Annotated in this window: 16 protein-coding genes; 6 read left to right on the top strand and 10 right to left on the bottom strand. The window is 71.7% G+C overall.

What is annotated here, in order from left to right; all coding sequences use genetic code 11:
* Positions 1–72: 72 nt before the first annotated feature.
* The 3 genes from ACFE76_RS17800 to purF form a co-directional block, all read right to left on the bottom strand.
* A complete protein-coding gene (locus ACFE76_RS17800; RefSeq protein WP_375433120.1) occupies positions 73–270 on the bottom strand; it encodes a DUF3073 domain-containing protein in 198 nt (65 codons plus the stop codon).
* A 129-nt stretch (positions 271–399) separates the two neighbouring features.
* Positions 400–1,470, bottom strand: a complete 1,071-nt coding sequence (gene purM, locus ACFE76_RS17805) for a phosphoribosylformylglycinamidine cyclo-ligase (protein WP_375433121.1) — start codon at positions 1,468–1,470, stop codon at positions 400–402.
* Positions 1,467–3,041 carry an amidophosphoribosyltransferase gene (gene purF / locus ACFE76_RS17810; RefSeq protein WP_375433122.1) on the bottom strand — a complete coding sequence of 525 codons (1,575 nt, stop codon included), beginning with the start codon at positions 3,039–3,041 and terminating at the stop codon, positions 1,467–1,469. The genes purM and purF overlap by 4 nt, the downstream gene beginning before the upstream one ends.
* Before the next feature lie 75 nt (positions 3,042–3,116).
* Between purF and ACFE76_RS17815 the strand changes: the two genes are divergently transcribed.
* The 3 genes from ACFE76_RS17815 to ACFE76_RS17825 are packed head-to-tail and all read left to right on the top strand — an operon-like array spanning position 3,117 to position 7,590.
* On the top strand, positions 3,117–4,874 hold the full coding sequence (locus ACFE76_RS17815; protein WP_375433123.1) for a CDP-glycerol glycerophosphotransferase family protein: 1,758 nt from the start codon (positions 3,117–3,119) through the stop codon (positions 4,872–4,874).
* Positions 4,871–6,322 (top strand): 8-oxoguanine deaminase, encoded by a 1,452-nt coding sequence (locus ACFE76_RS17820; RefSeq protein WP_375433124.1) that lies wholly within the window; start codon positions 4,871–4,873, stop codon positions 6,320–6,322. The genes ACFE76_RS17815 and ACFE76_RS17820 overlap by 4 nt, the downstream gene beginning before the upstream one ends.
* Positions 6,319–7,590: a DUF6986 family protein gene (locus ACFE76_RS17825; RefSeq protein ID WP_375433125.1), complete on the top strand. Its 1,272-nt coding sequence runs from the start codon at positions 6,319–6,321 to the stop codon at positions 7,588–7,590. Before ACFE76_RS17820 ends, ACFE76_RS17825 begins: the two co-directional genes overlap by 4 nt.
* A 295-nt stretch (positions 7,591–7,885) precedes the next feature.
* Here the strand turns inward: ACFE76_RS17825 and ACFE76_RS17830 are convergent, their stop codons facing one another.
* Positions 7,886–8,221, bottom strand: a complete 336-nt coding sequence (locus tag ACFE76_RS17830) for an Lsr2 family protein (RefSeq protein ID WP_375433126.1) — start codon at positions 8,219–8,221, stop codon at positions 7,886–7,888.
* Positions 8,222–8,376: 155 nt separating this feature from the next.
* On the bottom strand, positions 8,377–9,876 hold the full coding sequence (gene zwf / locus ACFE76_RS17835; RefSeq protein ID WP_375433127.1) for a glucose-6-phosphate dehydrogenase: 1,500 nt from the start codon (positions 9,874–9,876) through the stop codon (positions 8,377–8,379).
* Positions 9,877–9,969: 93 nt separating this feature from the next.
* Between zwf and allB the strand changes: the two genes are divergently transcribed.
* Positions 9,970–11,340: an allantoinase AllB gene (gene allB, locus ACFE76_RS17840; RefSeq protein ID WP_375433128.1), complete on the top strand. Its 1,371-nt coding sequence runs from the start codon at positions 9,970–9,972 to the stop codon at positions 11,338–11,340.
* 2 nt (positions 11,341–11,342) lie between these two features.
* Positions 11,343–12,425, top strand: coding sequence for an allantoicase (gene alc / locus ACFE76_RS17845; RefSeq protein WP_375433129.1), 1,083 nt, complete (start codon positions 11,343–11,345; stop codon positions 12,423–12,425).
* A gap of 68 nt (positions 12,426–12,493) precedes the next feature.
* Here the strand turns inward: alc and ACFE76_RS17850 are convergent, their stop codons facing one another.
* Entirely contained in the window at positions 12,494–13,837 is a 1,344-nt protein-coding gene (locus ACFE76_RS17850) for a dipeptidase (RefSeq protein ID WP_375433162.1), read from the bottom strand.
* A gap of 34 nt (positions 13,838–13,871) precedes the next feature.
* On the opposite strand from ACFE76_RS17850, the gene ACFE76_RS17855 reads away from it, so the two are divergent.
* Positions 13,872–14,654 carry a sugar isomerase domain-containing protein gene (locus ACFE76_RS17855; protein ID WP_375433130.1) on the top strand — a complete coding sequence of 261 codons (783 nt, stop codon included), beginning with the start codon at positions 13,872–13,874 and terminating at the stop codon, positions 14,652–14,654.
* Between the two features lie 24 nt (positions 14,655–14,678).
* Here ACFE76_RS17855 and purL read toward each other — a convergent pair whose 3' ends face one another.
* From purL to purS, 4 genes are read right to left on the bottom strand one after another with little or no spacing between them, the layout of a single operon-like run.
* Positions 14,679–16,961, bottom strand: coding sequence for a phosphoribosylformylglycinamidine synthase subunit PurL (gene purL / locus ACFE76_RS17860; RefSeq protein ID WP_375433131.1), 2,283 nt, complete (start codon positions 16,959–16,961; stop codon positions 14,679–14,681).
* Positions 16,962–16,966: 5 nt separating this feature from the next.
* Positions 16,967–18,916: a hypothetical protein gene (locus ACFE76_RS17865; protein WP_375433132.1), complete on the bottom strand. Its 1,950-nt coding sequence runs from the start codon at positions 18,914–18,916 to the stop codon at positions 16,967–16,969.
* Positions 18,916–19,599, bottom strand: a complete 684-nt coding sequence (gene purQ, locus ACFE76_RS17870) for a phosphoribosylformylglycinamidine synthase subunit PurQ (protein ID WP_375433133.1) — start codon at positions 19,597–19,599, stop codon at positions 18,916–18,918. The genes ACFE76_RS17865 and purQ overlap by 1 nt, the downstream gene beginning before the upstream one ends.
* The gene (gene purS, locus ACFE76_RS17875; protein WP_375433134.1) at positions 19,596–19,856 is read right to left on the bottom strand and encodes a phosphoribosylformylglycinamidine synthase subunit PurS; all 261 of its coding nucleotides are present in this window, start codon (positions 19,854–19,856) and stop codon (positions 19,596–19,598) included. The genes purQ and purS overlap by 4 nt, the downstream gene beginning before the upstream one ends.
* Between the last annotated feature and the right edge of the window lie 6 nt (positions 19,857–19,862).

The raw sequence follows: 19,862 nt of genomic DNA on the forward strand, positions 1-19,862 counted from the left end.
GCGGCATGCACCCAAACTACACCAATGTGATCTTAACTGAACGGTATTGGGGTTAACCAGGGTTAACCAGGGTTAACCAGACTTGCGCAAGTCCTCGTAGCCGTCGTCCTCGACCCGTTCGTCAGCCAGGTCGGCGTACGCGGGAGGTACCTCGTGCCCCTCCGGTCCCCGGAGCTCTTGCTCCAGCGACGTGAAGTCCGTGTCAAACGACCGGTACTTCAGCTCCCTGGCCACTTTGGTCTGCTTTGCCTTCGCACGGCCGCGCCCCATATCGGGTCGACCCCCTCGCATTGTCTGCCAGCGGCTCGGCCGCGGCTCAGGATGAATAAGCTGTCGTGCGCACGATGCTACCCAATGGGTCGCAGGCTGCAAAGCAGGGCTCACCCGGGCCCGCCACCCCTAACCCTGTCGGTGCTGGCCGACCAGGTGCACGCCGCCGCCTGTGGTGGTCTCGGCCGGGGCGACGCTACCGCAGACCCAGGCGCGCAGCCCGCGGCCCGCGAGCAGCGCGATGGCCGCGTCGACGGCATCGCCCGGCAGCACCGCCACCATGCCGACGCCGAGGTTGAGCGTGGCCTCGAGGTCGGCGGTGGAGACCCCGCCCATCTCCTGCACCAGGCCGAAGATCGGCGCCGGGCTCCAGCTCGACCGCTCGATCGTCACCGCGCAGCCGCTCGGCACCACCCGGGCCAGGTTGGCCGCGAGGCCGCCGCCGGTGACGTGGCTCATGGCGTGCACCTCGACCGTATCGACCAGGGCCAGACAGTCCAGGGCGTAGACGCGGGTGGGCTCGAGCAGCTCCTCGCCGAGGGTGCGACCCAGCTCGGGCACGTCGCGGTCGAGCGCCCAGCCGGCCCGGCCGAGCAGCACGTGCCGGACCAGGGAGTAGCCGTTGGAGTGGAGGCCCGAGGACTCCAGGGCCAGCACCACGTCGCCCGGGACCACCCGGTCGGCACCGAGGATGCGGTCGCGTTCCACGACGCCGGTCGCCGCGCCGGCCACGTCGTACTCCTCGGGGCCGAGAAGTCCGGGGTGCTCCGCGGTCTCTCCGCCCAGCAGCGCGCAGCCGGCGACGGCGCACGCCTCGGCGATCCCCTTGACGATGGCGGCGACGCGCTCCGGCTCGACCTTGCCGCAGGCGATGTAGTCGGTCATGAACAGCGGCTCGGCCCCACAGACCACCAGGTCGTCGACCACCATGCCGACGAGGTCGAAGCCGATGGTGTCGTGCACGCCCATCGACTGGGCGATCGCGACCTTGGTGCCGATGCCGTCGGTCGAGGTGGCGAGCACCGGGTGCGCCATGCCGGCGATCCGGCTCGCGTCGAAGAGCCCGGCAAAGCCGCCGATCCCGCCCAGCACCTCCGGCCGGCGGGTCTTGCCGACCCACTCCTTCATCAGCTCGACGGCGCGGTCCCCCGCGGCGATGTCGACCCCGGCGGCGGCGTACGCCGTCTGCTCGCTGCTCACGGTCGGGAGAGTGCGTCCGCGGCGCCGACGCCGACCGTCGCGGTCTCGAGACCGTCATCACCGGTCCGGGCGGCGTTGCGGGAGTGGGCGTCCTCGAGGACGCTCTTGCCCAACCGTTCGCTGAGTGGCAGCTCGACGGGGTAGACACCGTCGAAGCAGGCGCGGCAGAGCGCGTCCTTGCCCACCTCGGTGGCGGCGACCAGGCCGTCGAGGGAGACGTAGCCGAGGGAGTCCGCCCCGATCGACCGACAGATCTCGTCGCTGGTGAGGCCGGTGGCGATCAGCTCGGCACGGGAGGCGAAGTCGATGCCGTAGAAGCAGGGCCACTTGACGGGCGGGGACGAGATGCGGACGTGGATCTCGGCGGCGCCGGCTTCGCGCAGCATCCGCACCAGCGCGCGCTGGGTGTTGCCGCGGACGATCGAGTCGTCCACCACGACCAGCCGCTTGCCGGCGATCACGTCGCGCAGCGGGTTGAGCTTGAGCCGGATGCCGAGCTGACGGATGGTCTGGCTGGGCTGGATGAACGTGCGGCCGACGTAGGAGTTCTTGACCAGGCCCTGGCCGTAGGGGATGCCCGACTGCTCGGCGTAGCCGATGGCGGCCGGGGTGCCCGACTCCGGCACCGGGATGACCAGGTCGGCGTCGGTCGGGAACTCACGCGCCAGCGTCCGGCCCACCTCGACCCGCACCGAGTGCAGCCGGCGGCCCGAGATCATGGTGTCGGGCCGGGCGAGGTAGACGTACTCGAACAGGCAGCCCTTGGGCTCCGGGGCGGCGAAGGTGCGCGACCGCAGGCCGTCACCGTCGATCGTGAGCAGCTCGCCGGGGGCGACCTCGCGGATGAACGAGGCACCGACGATGTCCAGGGCGGCGGTCTCGCTGGCGACCACCCAGCCGCGCTCCAGCCGGCCCAGCACCAGCGGCCGGATGCCCTGGGGGTCGCGGGCGGCGTACAGGGTCTCCTCGTCCATGAAGACGAGGCTGAACGCGCCGCGCAGCCGGGGCAGCACCTCGACCGCCGCCTCTTCGGTGCTCAGCCCCGGGTAGGTGGCCATCAGCGCCGTGACGAGCGAGGTGTCGGTGGTGGCCTCGTGCGACAGCACCCCCGGCAGCAGCGACTCAGCCGAGTCGTCGCGCTGGTGCAGCCACTCCTGCAGCTCGAGGGTGTTGGTCAGGTTGCCGTTGTGGGCCAGCGCGAGGCCGCCCGAGGCGGTGGAGCGGAAGGTGGGCTGGGCGTTCATCCAGACACTCGCGCCAGTGGTGGAGTAGCGGCAGTGCCCGACGGCGAGGTGGGCGTTCCCGAGCGACTCCAGCGTGGCCTCGTTGAACACCTGCGAGACCAGACCCATGTCCTTGTAGACCATGATCTGGGCGCCCCGGGCGGTGCTCTTGCTGACCGCGATGCCCGCGGACTCCTGGCCGCGGTGCTGCAGCGCGTACAGGCCGAAGTAGGTGAGCTTGGCGACCTCCTCGTGCGGAGCCCAGACCCCGAACACCCCACAGGCGTCCTGGGGGCCGCGGTCGGCGGGATCGAGATCGTGGTTCAGGAGCCCGTCAGCAAGTGGCACTACCGCAGCGTAACCTGTACGGCTCGGCCGCACCGCTTCCGAACCTCCGGCGCCCAGCCCATTACCCTTCTCGTCATGCCTGACCCACCACCGCCGCGAGGCGTGAGCCTGCGCGGCTGGTCGTCGGTCGTCGGCACAGCGCTGTCCAAGGTGGTCGAGCTGGCGCTGGCCAACGCGACGCAGGTCGGAGCGGTCCTCGCCGTGGTGCTGATCTTCGCGCCCTCAGGCGGCGTCGGACGCCTGATCGGGGTAGTGGCCGGCGTGGTGGCGCTGGTCACCACCGGCTGGCTGCTGCGCCAGGCGTCCCGCCGCCAGTCCACCCCCTTCCTCGGCTCGCTGGCCGGACCGCGGCTGGTGCTGCTGGTCGCGGTGGCCGCGGCACTCGTGCTGCGCCGCCCCGACGAAGCCGGCTGGATCTGGCCGGCCACCGGGCTCGGGCTGCTCGCTGTCTTGTCCGAGACCTCGCTGCGGGTCTCCCTGGCCAAGACCGAGCAGGTGGCGGTGCAGCTACCCGGCGTCGAGCCCGTCCCCGAGCCGCCGTTCCCGCCGGGCGCGGTGGTGTGGGCCAGCGCGGCCCAGCTGAGCATCGGAGCCGTGCTCGCCGCGGTCGCGGGTCCTGGCTGGCTCTACCTCGTGGTCGCGGTGCTGGTACTGGCCTCGGTCGCCGTCCAGCTCGGAGCGGCGGCGCGCGCCAACGTGGTGGCCACCCGGGCCGCGACCGGTCTGCGGGCCGCGATCGAGCGGTACCAGCCCGCCTTCGTCGTCTACTACGCGGCCGTGGTCGGCGCGCGCTACCAGCTGGGCATGTGGCTGCCCTACCTCGAGCGGCTGGGCGTCCCCTTCATCGTCATCACCCGCAACGCGGTGACCGTCCCGACGATCGCCTCCCTGACCTCCGCACCCGTCGTGGTGCCGCGGACCCGGGGCAGCGTCGGCGGTCTCGAGACCTGCGTGGTCAGCTCGATGAAGGCGGCCTTCTACGTCCAGGGCGACGTCCGCAACTCCCACTTCCTGCAGTTCGAGCAGCTCACCCACTGCTGGCTCAACCACGGCGACTCCGACAAGTCCGCCAACTGGAGCCCCAAGCACTCGGCCTTCGACAGGGTGTTCGTCTGCGGCCAGCAGGGCGTCGACCGCTACGCCGCCCACAAGGTGACGATCCCCGCCCGCAAGTTCGTCCGCGTCGGCCGGCCACAGGTCGAGCGGATCGAGGTGCGCGACACCCCGCCGCCACCCGGTCAGCCGCGGACGGTGCTCTACGCGCCCACCTGGCGCGGCGGCCGGCCCAAGACCAACTACTCCTCGCTGCCGTTGGCCGAGCGGATCGTGGACGGGCTGCTCGGGCACGGGGCGACCGTCGTCTTCCGGCCGCACCCGTTGAGCTATCAGGACCCGACCGACGCCGCGGTCTGTCGCCGGGTCCAGGCCCGGCTCGCCGCGGACCAGAGCGAGTACGGCCGCCAGCACGTCTGGGGCGAGCGGGCCGAGCGCGAGTGGGACGTCGCCGACTGCGTCAATGCCGTGGACGCGCTGGTCACCGACGTCTCCTCGGTCGCGTCGGACTTCCTCGCCTCCGGCAAGCCCATCGCCATGGTGGCCGTGCGGTGGCCGGGCGAGGAGTTCCGGAAGGAGTTCGCGATGGCCCGGGTCTCCTACGTGATCGAGCAGGACCTGTCCACCCTGGAGCAGTCGCTGCACGACCTCCTCGAGGACGACCCGTTGGCCGAGCAGCGGCTGGCCTACCGCAGCTACTGCCTCGGCGACGAGCTCGGGGCCCACGCAGCCGATGAGTTCCTGCGCGCGGCCGGCCGGATCGTGGCGGGGAAGAAGTGAGCAGCCCACTGACGACCCCGGCCGTCCGGACGGCCCTCACCGGGGGCTACGTGGCCACCAACGACGACCTCCGGACCGAGCACACGCGCGGCTACGTGGTGCTCGACGGCCACCAGCTCGTGGCGGTCGGATCGGGCCCGCTGCCGGCCGAGCACGCCGACGCGGCGGTCGTCGACGTCAGCGGCTGCCTGGTCACGCCGGGGCTGGTGAACACCCACCACCACCTCTTCCAGTGGATCACCCGCGGCTGGGCCGTCGACGGGACGCTGTTCGAGTGGCTGCGGACGCTGTACCCCGTCTGGGCCGGCCTGGACGCCGACCTCACCACCACCGCGGCGACCGGAGCGCTGGCCTGGCTGGCCCGGTCCGGCTGCACCACCAGCACCGACCACCACTACGTGTTCCCTCGCCACGGCGGCGACCTGCTGGGCGCCGAGATCGCGGCGGCGCGGCAGGTCGGGCTGAGGTTCCACCCCACCCGGGGGTCGATGGACCTCGGCGTCAGCGCCGGCGGTCTGCCGCCCGACGACGTCGTCGAGGACCTCGACGCGATCCTGGCGGCCTCCGAGGCGGCGATCCAGACCCACCACGACCCGTCGCCGGGATCGATGCTGCAGATCGCCCTGGCACCCTGCTCCCCCTTCTCGGTGACCGCCGAGCTGCTCACCGCCTCGGCCGAGCTGGCCCGGCGGTACGGCGTCCGGCTGCACACCCATCTCGCTGAGACCTCCGAGGAGGACGACTTCTGCCGTGACCACTTCGGGCGGACGCCGGTGGAGTACCTGGACTCCCTCGGCTGGCTGAGGCCCGACGTCTGGTTCGCGCACGCCGTGCACCTCGACGACGCCTCGATCGCGCGGCTGGCGGCGACCGGGACCAGCGTGGCCCACTGCCCGTCGTCGAACGCCCGGCTCGGCGCCGGGATCGCCCGCGCCCGCGACCTGCGCGACGCCGGCGTCGCGGTGGGCCTGGGCGTGGACGGCGCCGCGTCGAACGAGGCCAGCTCGCTCTGGGCGGAGGCCCACCACGCCCTGCTGTTCGCGCGGGCGCGCGGCGGTCCTCAGGCGTTGGGTGTCCGCGACGCCCTGGACATGGCGACGACGGGCGGCGCCCGCGTGCTCGGCCGACAGGACGAGATCGGGTCACTGGAGGTGGGCAAGCTCGCCGACGTCGCCGTCTGGCGGCTGGACGGCCTGGGCCACGTCGACGTGGCCGACCCGGTGGCCGCGCTGGTGCTGGGCGCGCAGCCGCCGCTGGAGCTGCTGCTGGTCAACGGCCAGCGGGTGGTCGAGCGTGACGTCGTGCTGAGCGTCGACGCCGAGGAGCTGGCCGCCGACGTGCTGACCGCCAGCCGCGAGCTGGCCTCCCGCGCCGGGCGGGCAACCTCTTTCGCGCCCTCGACCCCTCGACAGGCTCAGGACAGGCCGACCTCCGGACGCGTCGCGTGAGCCCGCCGGTCCTCGGCCCGGCCGACCTCGCCGCCGTGGACGCTGCGCTGGCCCCGGCCGACTCCGAGCGGCTGGCCTGCTATCCCGGCGACCGTACCGACCGGCAGCCGGTGCACACCGTCTACGTCCCCGCGGACCGCTTCACTGCCGACCTGGCGCCGCGGTGGGGCGCCGCCGCCCAGGCCGCGTTGGCCAAGGACGCTCCCGGTCCCGCTCACCTGGCCGCCGTCCTGGGCTGGCCCGAGGCCGAGGTGGCTGCGGTGTGGGACGCCGTCGTGGCCAAGCTGGCCTCTGAACCGATCGAGGACCTCCGGGTCGACCTGGAAGACGGGTACGGGTCCCGGCCCGACGAGGTCGAGGACGTCGACGCGGTCGCGGCCGGACGGGCGATCGCGGCGGCCGTCCGCGGCGGGACCGCACCGCCGTACCTCGGCCTGCGCTTCAAGTCCCTCGAGGGTGGCACCCGCCGTCGTGGGCTGCGCAGCCTCGATCTGGTCCTTGGCGCGCTGCTGGCCGAGACCGCCCTGCCCGAGGGTTGGGTGGTCACCCTGCCGAAGGTGACCTCGGTGGCGCAGGTGACCGCGATGGTCGACGTCTGCGAGCGGCTGGAACGCGGCTACGGCCTGGCGGCGGGTGCGCTGCGCTTCGAGATCCAGGTGGAGACGCCGCAGGCCGTGCTGCTGCCCGACGGCTCCGCCGGGGTGGCGAGGATGGTGCAGGCGGCCGACGGGCGCTGCACCGGCCTGCACTTCGGTACCTACGACTACACCGCCGCCCTGGGCATCGCCGGGGGGTTCCAGGCCCTCGACCACCCGGCCGCCGACCACGCCAAGGCGGTGCTGCAGCTGGCCGCGGCGGGTACCGGGGTCCGGGTCAGCGACGGCTCCACCAACCTGGTGCCGAGCGGCGACCGGGCGACGGTGCACGCCGGCTGGGCTCGACACGCACGGCTGGTGCGGCGGGCCCTCGAGCGCGGCTTCTACCAGGGCTGGGACCTGCACCCGGCCCAGCTGCCGACCCGCTACCTGGCCACCTATTTGTTCTTCCGCACCGACCTCGGGTCGCTCGGCGGTCGGCTCGGCCGCTACTTGGCCGGCCCGGGCGGAGCTGACGGCGCCGTGTTGGACGAGCCGGCGACCGCGCAGGCGCTCGCGGCCTTCCTGCTGCGCGGGATGCGCTGCGGGGCCGTCTCGGCGGCGGAGGTGCGCGAGCTGACGAGGGTCGACCCGGACGCCGTCGCCGCCCTCGCGGCCCGCCGCGTGGGCTGAGCGAACCGGCGAGGCTATTGCCTCGACTGCACGATCACCGGCGAATGGGAGAACGGTGTCGGGCGAATGCCGACCTTGGACCGGAGTCGAACCCGAGCGTCAAGAGAACCGTGGGATCGCTCCCGCAGAGCGCAGCCGTAGGGGAATCGCGGGAGTTCGGCCTGGGGGAACCGGCCGGGGAATGGCGGCAGCCAGGTCCGACGTCAACGGGGGTGGCTGCTCACTCCCGAACCCGGTCAGTGCAGGCACCGCTGGTATTCGTGCACTGGGTTATCAAATTCGAGCATATTGATAGTCAGTGTGCGGCGCGATACTGCTCGATCAGCTCCGTGGAAAGCCGGCCCCGCGTCGAAACTCCGAGTCCCTGCTCTTCGGCCCAGGCCCGCACGGCCTTGGTGTCGATCGGCGTCGGCTCCGCCGAACGGGCCGAGCCACGAGCGGAACGCCCGGTGACGCGCCGGGCCTTTTCGACGTAGACCCGCAAGTCCTCGCGCAGCTTCTCGACGTTCTTGCTGCTCAGATCGATCTCGTAGGACGTTCCTTCAAGTGAGAAGGAGACACTCTTGCCGTCCCCGTCGACTTCACTGCCGTCCAAGTCGTCATACGTCTTGACGATGGTCTTCTGCGCCACTGTCATAGCCCTTTCTATGCCCCGAGTCACCCTGACGTCTCAAAGTGTAGGGACCAAGGTTGACGCGTCAAATCACAAACGGCCAACTTGAGCAAATCTTGAGGCTAATCCACCAGGGACAGAATGCGACACCGCATCGATGCCGAAACTATTACTCAGCTGCGCTTGGTCCGCCAAGTACGCTCGAACGGCAGTCGCCATGCGTGCGGCGCCACCAGCTGGTGAATGGCATTCGGACCCCAGGACCCGGGTGCGTAAGGCTTCACGGGCGGCGGGTTCCGCAGCAGGGGCTCCGACCGCTCCCACAGGCTCTCGATGCCCTCAGCGGTCGTGAAGAGGGTGTGGTCGTCCCGCATGGCGTCCATGATCAGCCGCTCGTACGCCTCGAGGACGTCACCGGCGCGGTCGGTCTCCTGGGTGGAGAACTGCATGCTCAGCTTGTCGAGCTTCATCCCCGGCCCCGGGCGCTTGCCGTAGAACGACAACGACACCTTTGACTCATCCGCCAGGTCGAAGGTCAGGTGGTCGGGACCGGACGCACCCACCCCGGATCCTCCCGGGAACATCGACTTGGGTGCCTCCTTGAAGGCGATCGAGATGATCCGCTGGCCCTCGGCGAGACGCTTGCCGGTGCGGCAGTAGAACGGCACACCGGCCCAGCGCCAGTTGTCGATCCCCGCCTTGAGGGCGATGAACGTCTCGGTGTCGGAGTCGCGGGCCACGCCCTCTTCCAGCCGATAGCCGCTGTACTGGCCGCGGACGACCTCGTTCGGGTTCAGTGGCAGCATCGAGCGGAAGACCTTGTTCTTCTCCTCGCTGATGGCGCGCGGCTCCAGGGCCGTCGGCGGTTCCATCGCGACGAAGGCCAGGACCTGGAAGAGGTGGGTGACCACCATGTCCTTGTACGCCCCGGTGGCCTCGTAGAAGCCGGCGCGGCGGTCCAGCCCGAGGGTCTCGGGGATGTCGATCTGGATGTGGTCGATGAAGTTGCGGTTCCAGATCGGCTCGAACAGTCCGTTCGCAAAGCGGAAGGCGAGGATGTTCTGCGCCGCTTCCTTGCCGAGGAAGTGGTCGATCCGGAAGATCTGGCGCTCGCGGAACGTCTGGTGCACCTGGTCGTTCAGCAGGATCGCGCTCTGCAGGTCGGTGCCGAACGGCTTTTCCATCACGACCCGGGAACGCTCCACCAGACCGGCCGAGCGGAGGGTGTTGATCACCGCAGGGGCGGCGGCGGGCGGCACGCTCAGGTAGTGCAGCCGGCCGACGGTGCCGCCCAGCTTTTCCTCGGCGGTCCGGACGGCCTCGGCCAGGCCCTCGGGCCCGGCCGACTGGGGGACGTAGGTCAGCCGCTGCGCGAACTCGGCCCACTGGCCCTCGGTGAGGGGATGGTGGGTGAACTCGTTCACCGCATGGAGGGCCATCTCGCGGAAGGCGTCCTCCGAGAGGTCCTCTAGCGAGGTGCCGATGATCTGGATGTCAGGGGCCAGCGCGGACAGCGCGAGGTGGGCGAGTCCGGGCAGCAGCTTGCGGCGTGACAGGTCACCGGTCGCTCCGAAGAGCACGATGACGTGCGGCTGCAAGACCTCGAGGCCGTTCCGCGAAGGGCGCGAACCGGGCGCAGGGTAGGCGATCGTCTGGGCGAGGTTGGTGACCACGGTCAGATGCTTGCATCTCGGGAGCCCGTCAACAACAGAGGGTCCTCACCCGGAGACATGCCGGGGTGACCCGGGCAGGACAGAATGAGCATCGTGAGCATCGTGAGCACCGACAACGAGCATCCGTCGCGGACCGTCGACCTCGTCTTCTCCGGCCGGGTCCTGACCGACGACGGGATCCTCCTGCGCCGGGTCTCGGTCAGCGACGGGCGGATCGTCACCGTCGAGTCCGTCTCGGACTGGGCTCCCACGACCGGGCACCAGGTGATCGAGCTCGCCGAGGACGAGGTGCTCGTCCCCGGCCTGGTCGACACCCACGTCCACGTGAACGAGCCCGGCCGGACCGAGTGGGAGGGCTTCGCGACGGCGACCCGGGCGGCCGCGGCGGGCGGGGTGACCACGGTGCTCGACATGCCGCTCAACTCGGTCCCGGCCACGACCAGTGTCGACGCCCTGGCGGTCAAGCAGGCGGCGGCCGCCGGCCAGTGCGCGGTGGACGTCGGCTTCTGGGCCGGCGCTGTTCCCGACAGCCTCGGCCACCTGGCCGAGCTGCACGAGGCGGGGGTGTTCGGGTTCAAGTGCTTCCTGCTTGACTCCGGAGTGCCCGAGTTCCTCCCGCTCTCCCCCGTCCAGCTGCGGGCGGCCATGACCGAGATCGCCGCCTTCGACGGCCTGCTGATCGTGCACGCCGAAGATCCGGACCTGATCGCCGCGCACGCCGTACCGCACACCGTGCACTACGCGGAGTTCCTCGGGTCGCGACCCCCGGAGTCGGAGACGGCCGCCATCGAGACCGTGATCGAGGCCGCCCGGACGACCGGCTGCCGCACCCACCTCGTCCACCTGTCCAGCGCGGCCGCCCTGCCGGCCATCGCCGCGGCCCGCGCCGACGGCGTCCGGCTCACCGTCGAGACCTGCCCGCACTACCTGACGCTGGCCGCCGAACGGATCGCCGACGGCCAGACCCAGTTCAAGTGCTGTCCGCCGGTCCGCGACGCGGCGAACGCCGAGCTGCTGTGGCAGGGGCTCGCTGAGGGGGTGATCGACGTCGTGGTCTCCGACCACTCCCCGTCGACGGTCGACCTCAAGCTGCTCGACCAGGGCGACTTCGGTGCCGCCTGGGGCGGTATCTCGTCGCTGCAGCTCGGCCTGCCGCTGATCTGGAGCGGCGCCCGCTCCCGCGGCCACGAGCTCGGCGACGTGCTCGGCTGGATGTCCCGGGGACCGGCCGAGCTGGTGGGGGTGGCGGGCAAGGGTCGGATCGCCGTCGGCTACGCCGCCGACCTCGCCGTCTTCGCTCCCGAGGAGCAACAGACCGTGGACGCCCACCAGCTCGAGCACCGCAACCCGGTCACGCCGTACGACGGCGTCACGCTGCACGGGGTCGTCCGGGCCACCTACCTCGCCGGCCGCCCGGTCACCGGCCAACCGGCCGGCCAGCTGCTGGTGCGGGACGGGGAATGAGCATGCGTGACTTCACGTCCCATCCCGACCTCGCCTCCCGTGCCCTCGCCGGCAGCGTGGTCAGCGCCAACGACGAGCTGTTCGCCCCGCGGCAGAACTTGATCATGCCGCTACCGGTGCGGTATGTGGTCGACGAGTTCGGGCACACGGGCAAGATCTACGACGGCTGGGAGACCCGGCGGCGGCGCGAGCCCGGGCACGACTGGGCCATCGTCCGGCTCGGGGTACCCGGCATCGTGCACGGCGTGGTCGTCGACACGGCCTTCTTCAAGGGCAACTACCCGCCCTTCATCAGCGTGGAGGCCACCTCGGTCGAGGGCTACCCCGACGCCTCGGTCCTCGACTCGCTGACCTGGACGACGATCGTGGACCAGTCGCCGTGCCGGGGCGACACCGAGAACTCCTACGCCGTCAGCAGCGACCGGCGCTGGACCCACATCCGGCTGTCGATCTATCCCGACGGCGGGGTCTCCCGCTTTCGGGTGCACGGCGAGGTGGTGCTCGACCCCCGCTACCTGACGACGACGGTCGACCTGCTGGCGCTGGAGAACGGCGGTCGGCTGCTGAGCACCTCCGACGCGTTCTACTCGACGCCGGAGAACCTCATCCTGGCCAGCCGGGCTCGGATCATGGGCGAGGGCTGGGAGAACGCTCGGCGCCGCGGTCCGGGGAACGACTGGGCCGTCTTCGGGCTCGCCGCCCGTGGGGAGCCGACGCTGATCGAGGTCGACACGTCCTACTTCATCGGCAACGCACCGGGCTGGGTGCGGATCAGCGCGGCCGACGCCGAGGCGGGGCCGGTGACCGAACCGTCGGCGTGGTGGGAGGTCGTGCCCAAGATCGCGGTCCTGGTCGACACCCGGCACCGGTTCCTCGTCGACGGCCGCCGGCCGGCGACGCACCTGCGGCTCGACGTCTATCCCGACGGCGGGCTCAGCCGGCTGCGCTGCTTCGGCGAGCTGGCTCAGGGCGAACGGGAGCAGCTCTACCAACGCTTCCGGGACCGGCTGCCCGAGTCCCACCGGGAGTTCCTGGAGACGATGCCGACGGCCCCGCGGGAGGCCCTACCCGCCGATCAGGTCTGACCTGCGGGGAGCCGACTTGTCAGACGCTGAGGGGTTTCCAGCACCCTCAGCTGCCGACAAGTCGGGGTTCAGCTGCGGTGGAGGTCGGCAATGCCCTGTAGCAGCAGGGTTTCCGCCACACAGGCTGCGGCGAAGTCGCCCAGGTGCAGCGACTCGTCAGCGCCGTGCGCCCGGGTGTCGGGGTCACCCACGGCAGTGACCAGAATCGTCGCGGCGGGGAAAGCCCGGCCGAAGTCGGCGACCATCGGGATCGAGCCGCCCTGACCGAGGAACACCGGCGGAACGCCCCATGCCGTGGCAAACGCTTGCCGGGCCACCTCGGCGTACGGGCCGGCGAAGTCGATCGTGGAGGGCTCGCCGCTGTCGCCGGGTGTGACCTCCAGCTGGGCACCGTAGGGAACATGGTCATGAAGATGGAGGATCAGCTTCTCGGTGGCGGCGCGCGCGTCGTCGCCGGGGGCCACCCGCAGGCTGATCTTGGCCCGGGCCACCGGCGCCAGCGTGTTGGACGCCCGGTCGACGGGAGTGGCGTCGAGCGCGATCACCGCGATGGCGGGCTTGCACCACAGCCGTTCGACGACGGTGCCGGTGCCGATCTGCTGCACGCCGTCCAACAGGCCGGACTCCGCGCGCAGCCGGTCCTCGGGATAGTCCAGGTCGGGCGGCGTGCTGGTGGCCAGCCCCGCCACGGCCACGTTGCCCTGCTCGTCGTGCAGGGTGGCCAGCAGTCGGCAGAGGGTGGTCAGTGCGTCCGGAACCACGCCGCCGTAGGAGCCGGAGTGCACGGCGTGGTCGAGCGTGCGCAGCTCGACGACACAGTCGGCGAGACCCCGCAACGAAGTGGTGAACGCCGGCGTCCCGACCTCCCAGTTCGCGGAGTCGGCGATGACGAAGACGTCGGCGGCCAGCTGCTCCCGGTTCTCGGCCAGCAGCTGGGCCAGCGTCGGCGACCCCACCTCCTCCTCGCCCTCGAGGAAGAGCGTGACCCCGACCGGTGGCCGGCCGTCGAAGGCCCGGAGCGCGGCCAGGTGGACCGCCAGACCGCCCTTGTCGTCGGCGGTGCCCCGCCCGAACAGCCGGTCGCCCCGGACGGTCGCCTCGAAAGGGTCGCTCGACCAGAGGCTGGGGTCACCTTCGGGCTGGACGTCGTGGTGGGCGTACAGGCAGACCGTCGGCTGACCGGCAGGAGCCGGGAAGCGCGCGATCACCGCCGGGTGCCCGCCGCCGGCCTGGACCTGGCGTACGTCGGGGCAGCCGAGGTCGGTGAGCAGCTGCACGACCGCCGCGGCGGTGGCCTGCACCTGGTCGGCGCGGGCCGGGTCGGCGCTGACCGACGGGATCGCCACCAGTCGCGCGAGGTCGGCCAACACGGACGGCTGCTGCGCGCGTACTGTCTCGCTCAAGGTCACGATCGCCCATCCTAAGGGCCCCGCCGAGGAGGTCGCGGTGAGTCAACGCCCGGTCAGCCAACAGACCGCAGCCGCCGTGCTGCGCGCCGCGTTCGATGCCGTCGTCGACACCCAGCAGGAGGCGATCGCGGCTGCCGCGGCCCTGGTCGTGGCGTCGCTGCGGGCCGACGGGATCGTCCAGGTCTTCGGCACCGGGCACTCGCGCAGCTTTGCCATGGAGATCGCCGGCCGGGCCGGCGGTCTGGTGCCGGCCAACAAGATCAGCATCACCGACCTCGCCTTCTACGGCGACCGGTCGCCGCAGGAGGTGATGGACCCCTACCTCGAACGGGACCCGGGCCTGGCCGCGGAGCTACTGGCCGTGCACGACATCCGGCCGACCGACGTCTTCCTGATCTGCTCCAACTCCGGCGGCAACGGCTCGACGGTCGAGCTGGCCCGGCTGGTCAAGGAGCGGGGCCACGCCCTCGTCGCCGTCACCTCGATGGCCCACACGTCCGCGATCACCTCCCGGCACCCCAGCGGGCTCCGGCTGTTCGAGCTGGCCGACGTGGTGATCGACAACCGCGGGGTCTTCGGCGACGCCGAGCTGCCGCTGCCCCCCGGCCCGGACGGCGAGGAGCGCGGCGCGGTGCTCGCCACCTCCACGGTGACCAGTGCCCTGATCGCCCAGCTGCTGGTGACCGAGGTCTGCGGCCTGCTGCTCGCGGCCGACGAGGAGGTGCCGGTGCTGATCTCGGCGAACATCCCCGGCGGCGACGCCCACAACGACCGGCTGCGCGCCCGCTACGGCAGCCGGGTCAAGTCCGGCGGACCCTAGCTTCTCCCGGACTTGTCCGGGTGTTCAGGAGCCGAGGGCGGCCGGCAGGGTCGCCGACCAGGCTTCGCGGATCGTGCTGAGCGGCAGCGTGAACCGGCCGTCGACCTCGAGCGCCGCGTCGTCGGAAGCGCTGACCTGACCGAGCGGGTGCAGCGGTACCTGGTGCTGGGCGGCTAGCGCAGTCAGGGCAGCGACCTGGTCGGGGCGGACCGAGACCAGCACCCGGCCGGCGCTCTCGGAGAACAGCCAGACGAACGGGTCAGAGCCGTCCGGCAGCGCGACCCTGACCCCGTGCCCGCGGCGCAGCGACGACTCGACCAGGGCCTGGGCGAGGCCGCCGTCGGCGAGGTCGTGGGCGCTGGCCAACAGCCCGTCCCGACCGGCGGTGACCAGCAGCGAGGCCAGCCGTACCTCGTGGGCCAGGTCGACCGCGGGCGGACGACCGCCGAGGTGGTCGTGCACCACTCCGGCCCAGGCCGAGCCGTCGAGCTCATCGCGGGTGTCGCCCAGCAGCAGCACGGCGTCCCCGGCCGCGGCGAACCCGACCGGCACCCGCCGGGTGACGTCCTCGATCACACCGAGGACGCCGATCACCGGCGTCGGCAGGATCGCCGTCCGGCCGGTCTGGTTGTAGAAGCTGACGTTGCCGCCGGTGACCGGCGTGCCGAGCGCCTGGCAGCCGTCGACGAGGCCGCGGATCGCCTCGGTGAACTGCCACATCACGGCCGGGTCCTCGGGCGAGCCGAAGTTGAGGCAGTCCGAGACCGCCACCGGCTGGGCGCCGGTCACCGCGACGTTCCGGTACGCCTCGGCCAGGGCGAGCTGCGCCCCGGCGTACGGGTCGAGCAGCGCGAACCGGCCGTTGCCGTCGGTGGCCAGCGCCACGCCGAGCCCCGTCTCCTCGTCGATCCTCAGCATCCCGGCGTCCTCCGGCTGCGCGAGCACGGAGTTGCCGCGGACGTAGCGGTCGTACTGGTTGGTGATCCAGGAGAGGTCGCAGAGGTTGGCCGAGGCGACCAGCTGCAGCAGGGTCGCCGCGAGCTCGTCCCCGGTGGTCGGCCGGGCCAGACCGGCCACCCCGTCGGCCTGCAGCTGGTCCTGGCTGTCCGGCCGGGCGTACGGGCGCTCGTAGACCGGACCCTGGTGCGCGACGGTCCGCGGGTCGACGTCGACGATCGTCTCGCCGTGCCACTCGATCACCAGCCGGTCGTCCTCGGTCACCTCGCCGACGACTGTTGCCTGCACGTCCCACTTGGCGCAGATCTCGAGGAAGCGGTCGACGTCGGCCGGTTCGACGACGGCCATCATCCGTTCCTGCGACTCGCTCATCAAGATCTCTTCCGGGGCCAACGAGGAGTCGCGCAGCGGGACTCGGTCGAGCTCGACGTGCATGCCGCCGTCGCCGGCCGCGGCCAGCTCGGAGGTGGCGCAGGAGATGCCGGCCGCACCGAAGTCCTGGATGCCGGTGACCACGCCCGCCGCGAAGAGCTCGAGCGTGCACTCGATCAGCAGCTTTTCCATGAACGGGTCGCCGACCTGAACGGCGGGCCGCTTGGACGGCCCCTTGCTCGATCCGTCAGGGGTCGCATCGAAGGTCTCCGAAGCGAGGATCGAGGCGCCGCCGATGCCGTCGCCGCCGGTCGCCGCGCCGTAGAGGATGACCGCGTTGCCGGCGCCGGTGGCCTTGGCGAGGTGCAGGTCCTCGTGCCGCAGCACGCCGACGCAGAGCGCGTTGACGAGCGGGTTGCCGAGATAGCTGCGGTCGAAGACGACCTCACCGCCGATGTTGGGCAGGCCGAGGCAGTTGCCGTAACCGCCGACGCCGGAGACCACCCCGGGCAGCACCCGCGCGGTGTCTGGTTCCTCGAGCGGGCCGAAGCGCAGCGAGTCCATCACCCCGACCGGCCGGGCGCCCATGGCCAGGATGTCGCGGACGATGCCGCCGACGCCGGTCGCCGCGCCCTGGTGCGGCTCGACGTAGCTGGGGTGGTTGTGCGACTCGATCTTGAACGTGACCGCGTAGCCCTGGCCGATGTCGAGGACGCCGGCGTTCTCACCGATGCCCGCGAGCAGCCGACCGGCCGGGGTCTCCTGGCTCAGCTCACCGAAGCGGCGGAGGTGCACCTTGGAGGACTTGTACGAGCAGTGCTCGGACCACATCACCGAGTACATGGCCAGCTCGGAGGAAGACGGCCGCCGGCCGAGGATCTCGCGGATACGCCCGTACTCGTCCTCGGTCAGCCCCAGCTCGGCCCACGGCTGGACCAGGTCGGGGGTCCGGGAGGCGTTGTCAACGGTGTCCACCACGGGCGTCAGGGTACCGGCCCTTCGAGGAGCCGGTCGAAGAAGAACCAGCCGATAGTCACCGTGACCACGCCGGTCAGGGCCAGGAACACGCTCGCACCGCCGTCGTTGAGCAGCGTCCCGAGCACCCCGGTGGCCAGCAGCGCGACCAGCACGGGCCGCAGCGTCGACAGGTCTCGGCCCAGGAAGGACAAGGCGTACCGGAAGATCAGCACCCAGACGACCGCCCCGACCAGGATCGTGGGAATTCCGAGCGGGCTGACGAAGGTCTCGGCCGCAGCCACGGCCTTGCGGCTGACCACGTCGACGGCGTCACCGTCGATGACCCGCTGGACGAAGTTGCCCAGGTGGCTGCGCCGGTCGGGACCGCGGGACCAGTCCAGCAGTGAGATCGCCCCGACAGCGACCACCGCGCTCAGCCCGACGACCAGCAGCCGCAGCCAGGTCATCCGGGCTCCGCTGAGCACGAGCAGCAGCCAGAGAACGGGTGGCGTCAGCGCGATCACCCCACCGAAGTCGGTGCCCATCGAGGGCCAGCCCTCGCAGATGACGATGCCGAACCCGATCACGGCCACCGCCACGACCGCCGCCCGGCGGTGACCGGCGACCAGGTAGCGCCGGGCGATCCAGCCGGCCAGGAACAGCCCGGCCGTCGCGTACGCGGCGAAGGTGACGTTGCCGAAGCCGTACCAGCGCAGGCCGAAGATCGGCCGCGAGTTGAACATCGAGCCCGGCTGCATCGGGCCGCCCAGCGCGGCGTCGACCGTGTACGCCGCCACGACCAGGGCAGCGCCGGCGATGACGGCCGGTACGACGAGCCGGCGGGCCAGCAGCAGGGCTGCCGCGGTGAGCAGCACCGACCAGCCCAGCACCGTGGCCCCCAGCACCAGCCCGGGGTAGGACGCCTCCGACCAGGGCACGGCGCCGGTCAGCATCATCGCCGCCGGCAGGATGCTGCCGTAGGTGCAGACGAGCCGCGGCAGGCGCCAGCGCCGCCGCAGCACCGAGACGACCGCGAGCACGACCAGGACGGCGCCGGACCCGAGGAGAATCCCGTAGCCGACGAGCACCGAGTCCGACAGGGCGCGGACCGCCGCCAGGTGCCGCTCGACCGCGGGCACGGTGAGCGTGGCCGGGTCCACGGACAGTGGCGAGCCGTCGACGGTCTCCGGCACGCCCGCACCCGATCGCCGGTCGTGGTCGATCAGCGTCCGGGTCAGGTCGGTGAGGGTGATGATCCCCTCGCGCCGGGTGCTGGCGGAGGTGGCCCAGCCGGGAAAGGTCGTGCCGAGCCGGTAGACCACCTGCAGGCTCGGGTCGTCGGAGCCCGGAGCCGGCCCCACCCCGGTGACGATCAGCGTCCGGGTCGGGTCAGCCGCGAGCCGGGTGATCACCTCGTCGGTGGCCGCACCCGCGTCCACCAGCGTGGTCGGGCAGCCGGTCTTCAAGCCTTCGGCCAGGAACTGGTCGACGGTCCGGTAGCCGGGCACCTTCCCGTCCGCCCGGGCGGCCGCCAACGCGGCTGCCGGCCCGACGGCCGCCACACAGCCCTGGACGGAGCCGGCGAGGGTGCCCAGCTGGGCGTCGCCGCGACGCGCGGCTGCGGCCGCCTGCCGCGCCGGCCAGTCGGCCACCCGGTCGTCGGCCACGGTGGGCGAGCAGAGGTCGCCGACCGCCGCCCGGCGTCCCGCGCCCAACGTCGTCCAACCGGCGGCGGCGCAGGCGCCAAGGTCGCGGGGGCGGATGCTGACCGACCCGACCTGGGCGTCGTCGAGGTGGCCCTGCAGGACGGTGCGGTCCACGGCGGTCAGCCCGGTCCGACCGGTCACCCCGACCACCACGACCTGGTCGGTGACGATGGCGGACTCCACCGCCGGTTCGGCGAGCGCGTGCACGCCGCGCAGGCCGGCGAAGACCCCGGCCAGCAGCAGCAGGACCGCGATCCAGCGCCGACTCACTAGACCCGAGCGGAGAGGACGCTCAGCACGCTGGTGAAGAAGGCCATCCCGTCGGTGGTGGGTCCGGTCAGCGGGTCGACGTTGTGCTCGGGGTGCGGCATCAACCCGACGACGTTGCCGCGCTCGTTGCTGATGCCGGCGATGTCGCGGTACGAGCCGTTCGGGTTGCCGTTGCGGTAGCGGAAGACGACCCGGCCCTCGCCCTCGAGCCGGTCCAGGGTGTCGGCGTCGGCGACGAAGCCGCCCTCGCCGTTCTTGAGCACGATGGTGACCTGCTGGCCGGGGGTGAAGTCGCTGGTCCAGGCCGTGTCGGTGCCGGTGACCTCGAGCTCCTGGTCGACGCAGACGAAGGTCCGGACGTCGTTGCGGATCAGTGCGCCGGGCAGCAGATGGGCCTCGCAGAGGATCTGGAAGCCGTTGCAGATGCCGAGCACCGGCACACCTGAGTTCGCGGCGTCGATGACCTCACCCATCACCGGGGAGAAGCGCGAGATGGCGCCGCAGCGCAGATAGTCGCCGTAGGAGAAGCCACCGGGCAGGATCACCGCGTCCACCCCCTGCAGGTCGGCCGTGCCGTGCCACAGCGGGACCGGCTCCGCGCCGGCGATCCGGACCGCCCGCAGCGCGTCGACGTCGTCGAGCGAGCCGGGGAACGTGACGACGCCGATCCGAGGTGCGGTCACACTGCCGCCGCCGTGGGGGTCTCCAGCCGGACGTCGAAGACCTCGATCACCGTGTTGGCCAGGAGGGTCTCGGCGGCCCGGTGGATCTCGGCGAGCCGATCGTCGGTGACCTCACCGTCCACCTCGATCTCAAAGCGCTTGCCCTGGCGGACCGAGAGCCCGGTGAAGCCCAGCCGGCCGAGGGCACCGGTCACCGCCTTGCCTTGGGGATCCAGGATCTCGGGTTTCGGCATCACGTCGACCACCACTCGCGCCATGCCCCG

This window comes from uncultured Friedmanniella sp. (assembly GCF_964244005.1).
Lineage (GTDB): Bacteria > Actinomycetota > Actinomycetes > Propionibacteriales > Propionibacteriaceae > Microlunatus.

Bases quoted from the DNA above. Each gene is read 5' to 3' on its own strand.
- ACFE76_RS17800 (WP_375433120.1), bottom strand. From the start codon at position 270: ATGGGGCGCGGCCGTGCGAAGGCAAAGCAGACCAAAGTGGCCAGGGAG.
- ACFE76_RS17815 (WP_375433123.1), top strand. From the start codon at position 3,117: ATGCCTGACCCACCACCGCCGCGAGGCGTGAGCCTGCGCGGCTGGTCG.
- alc (WP_375433129.1), top strand. From the start codon at position 11,343: ATGCGTGACTTCACGTCCCATCCCGACCTCGCCTCCCGTGCCCTCGCC.
- purS (WP_375433134.1), bottom strand. From the start codon at position 19,856: ATGGCGCGAGTGGTGGTCGACGTGATGCCGAAACCCGAGATCCTGGAT.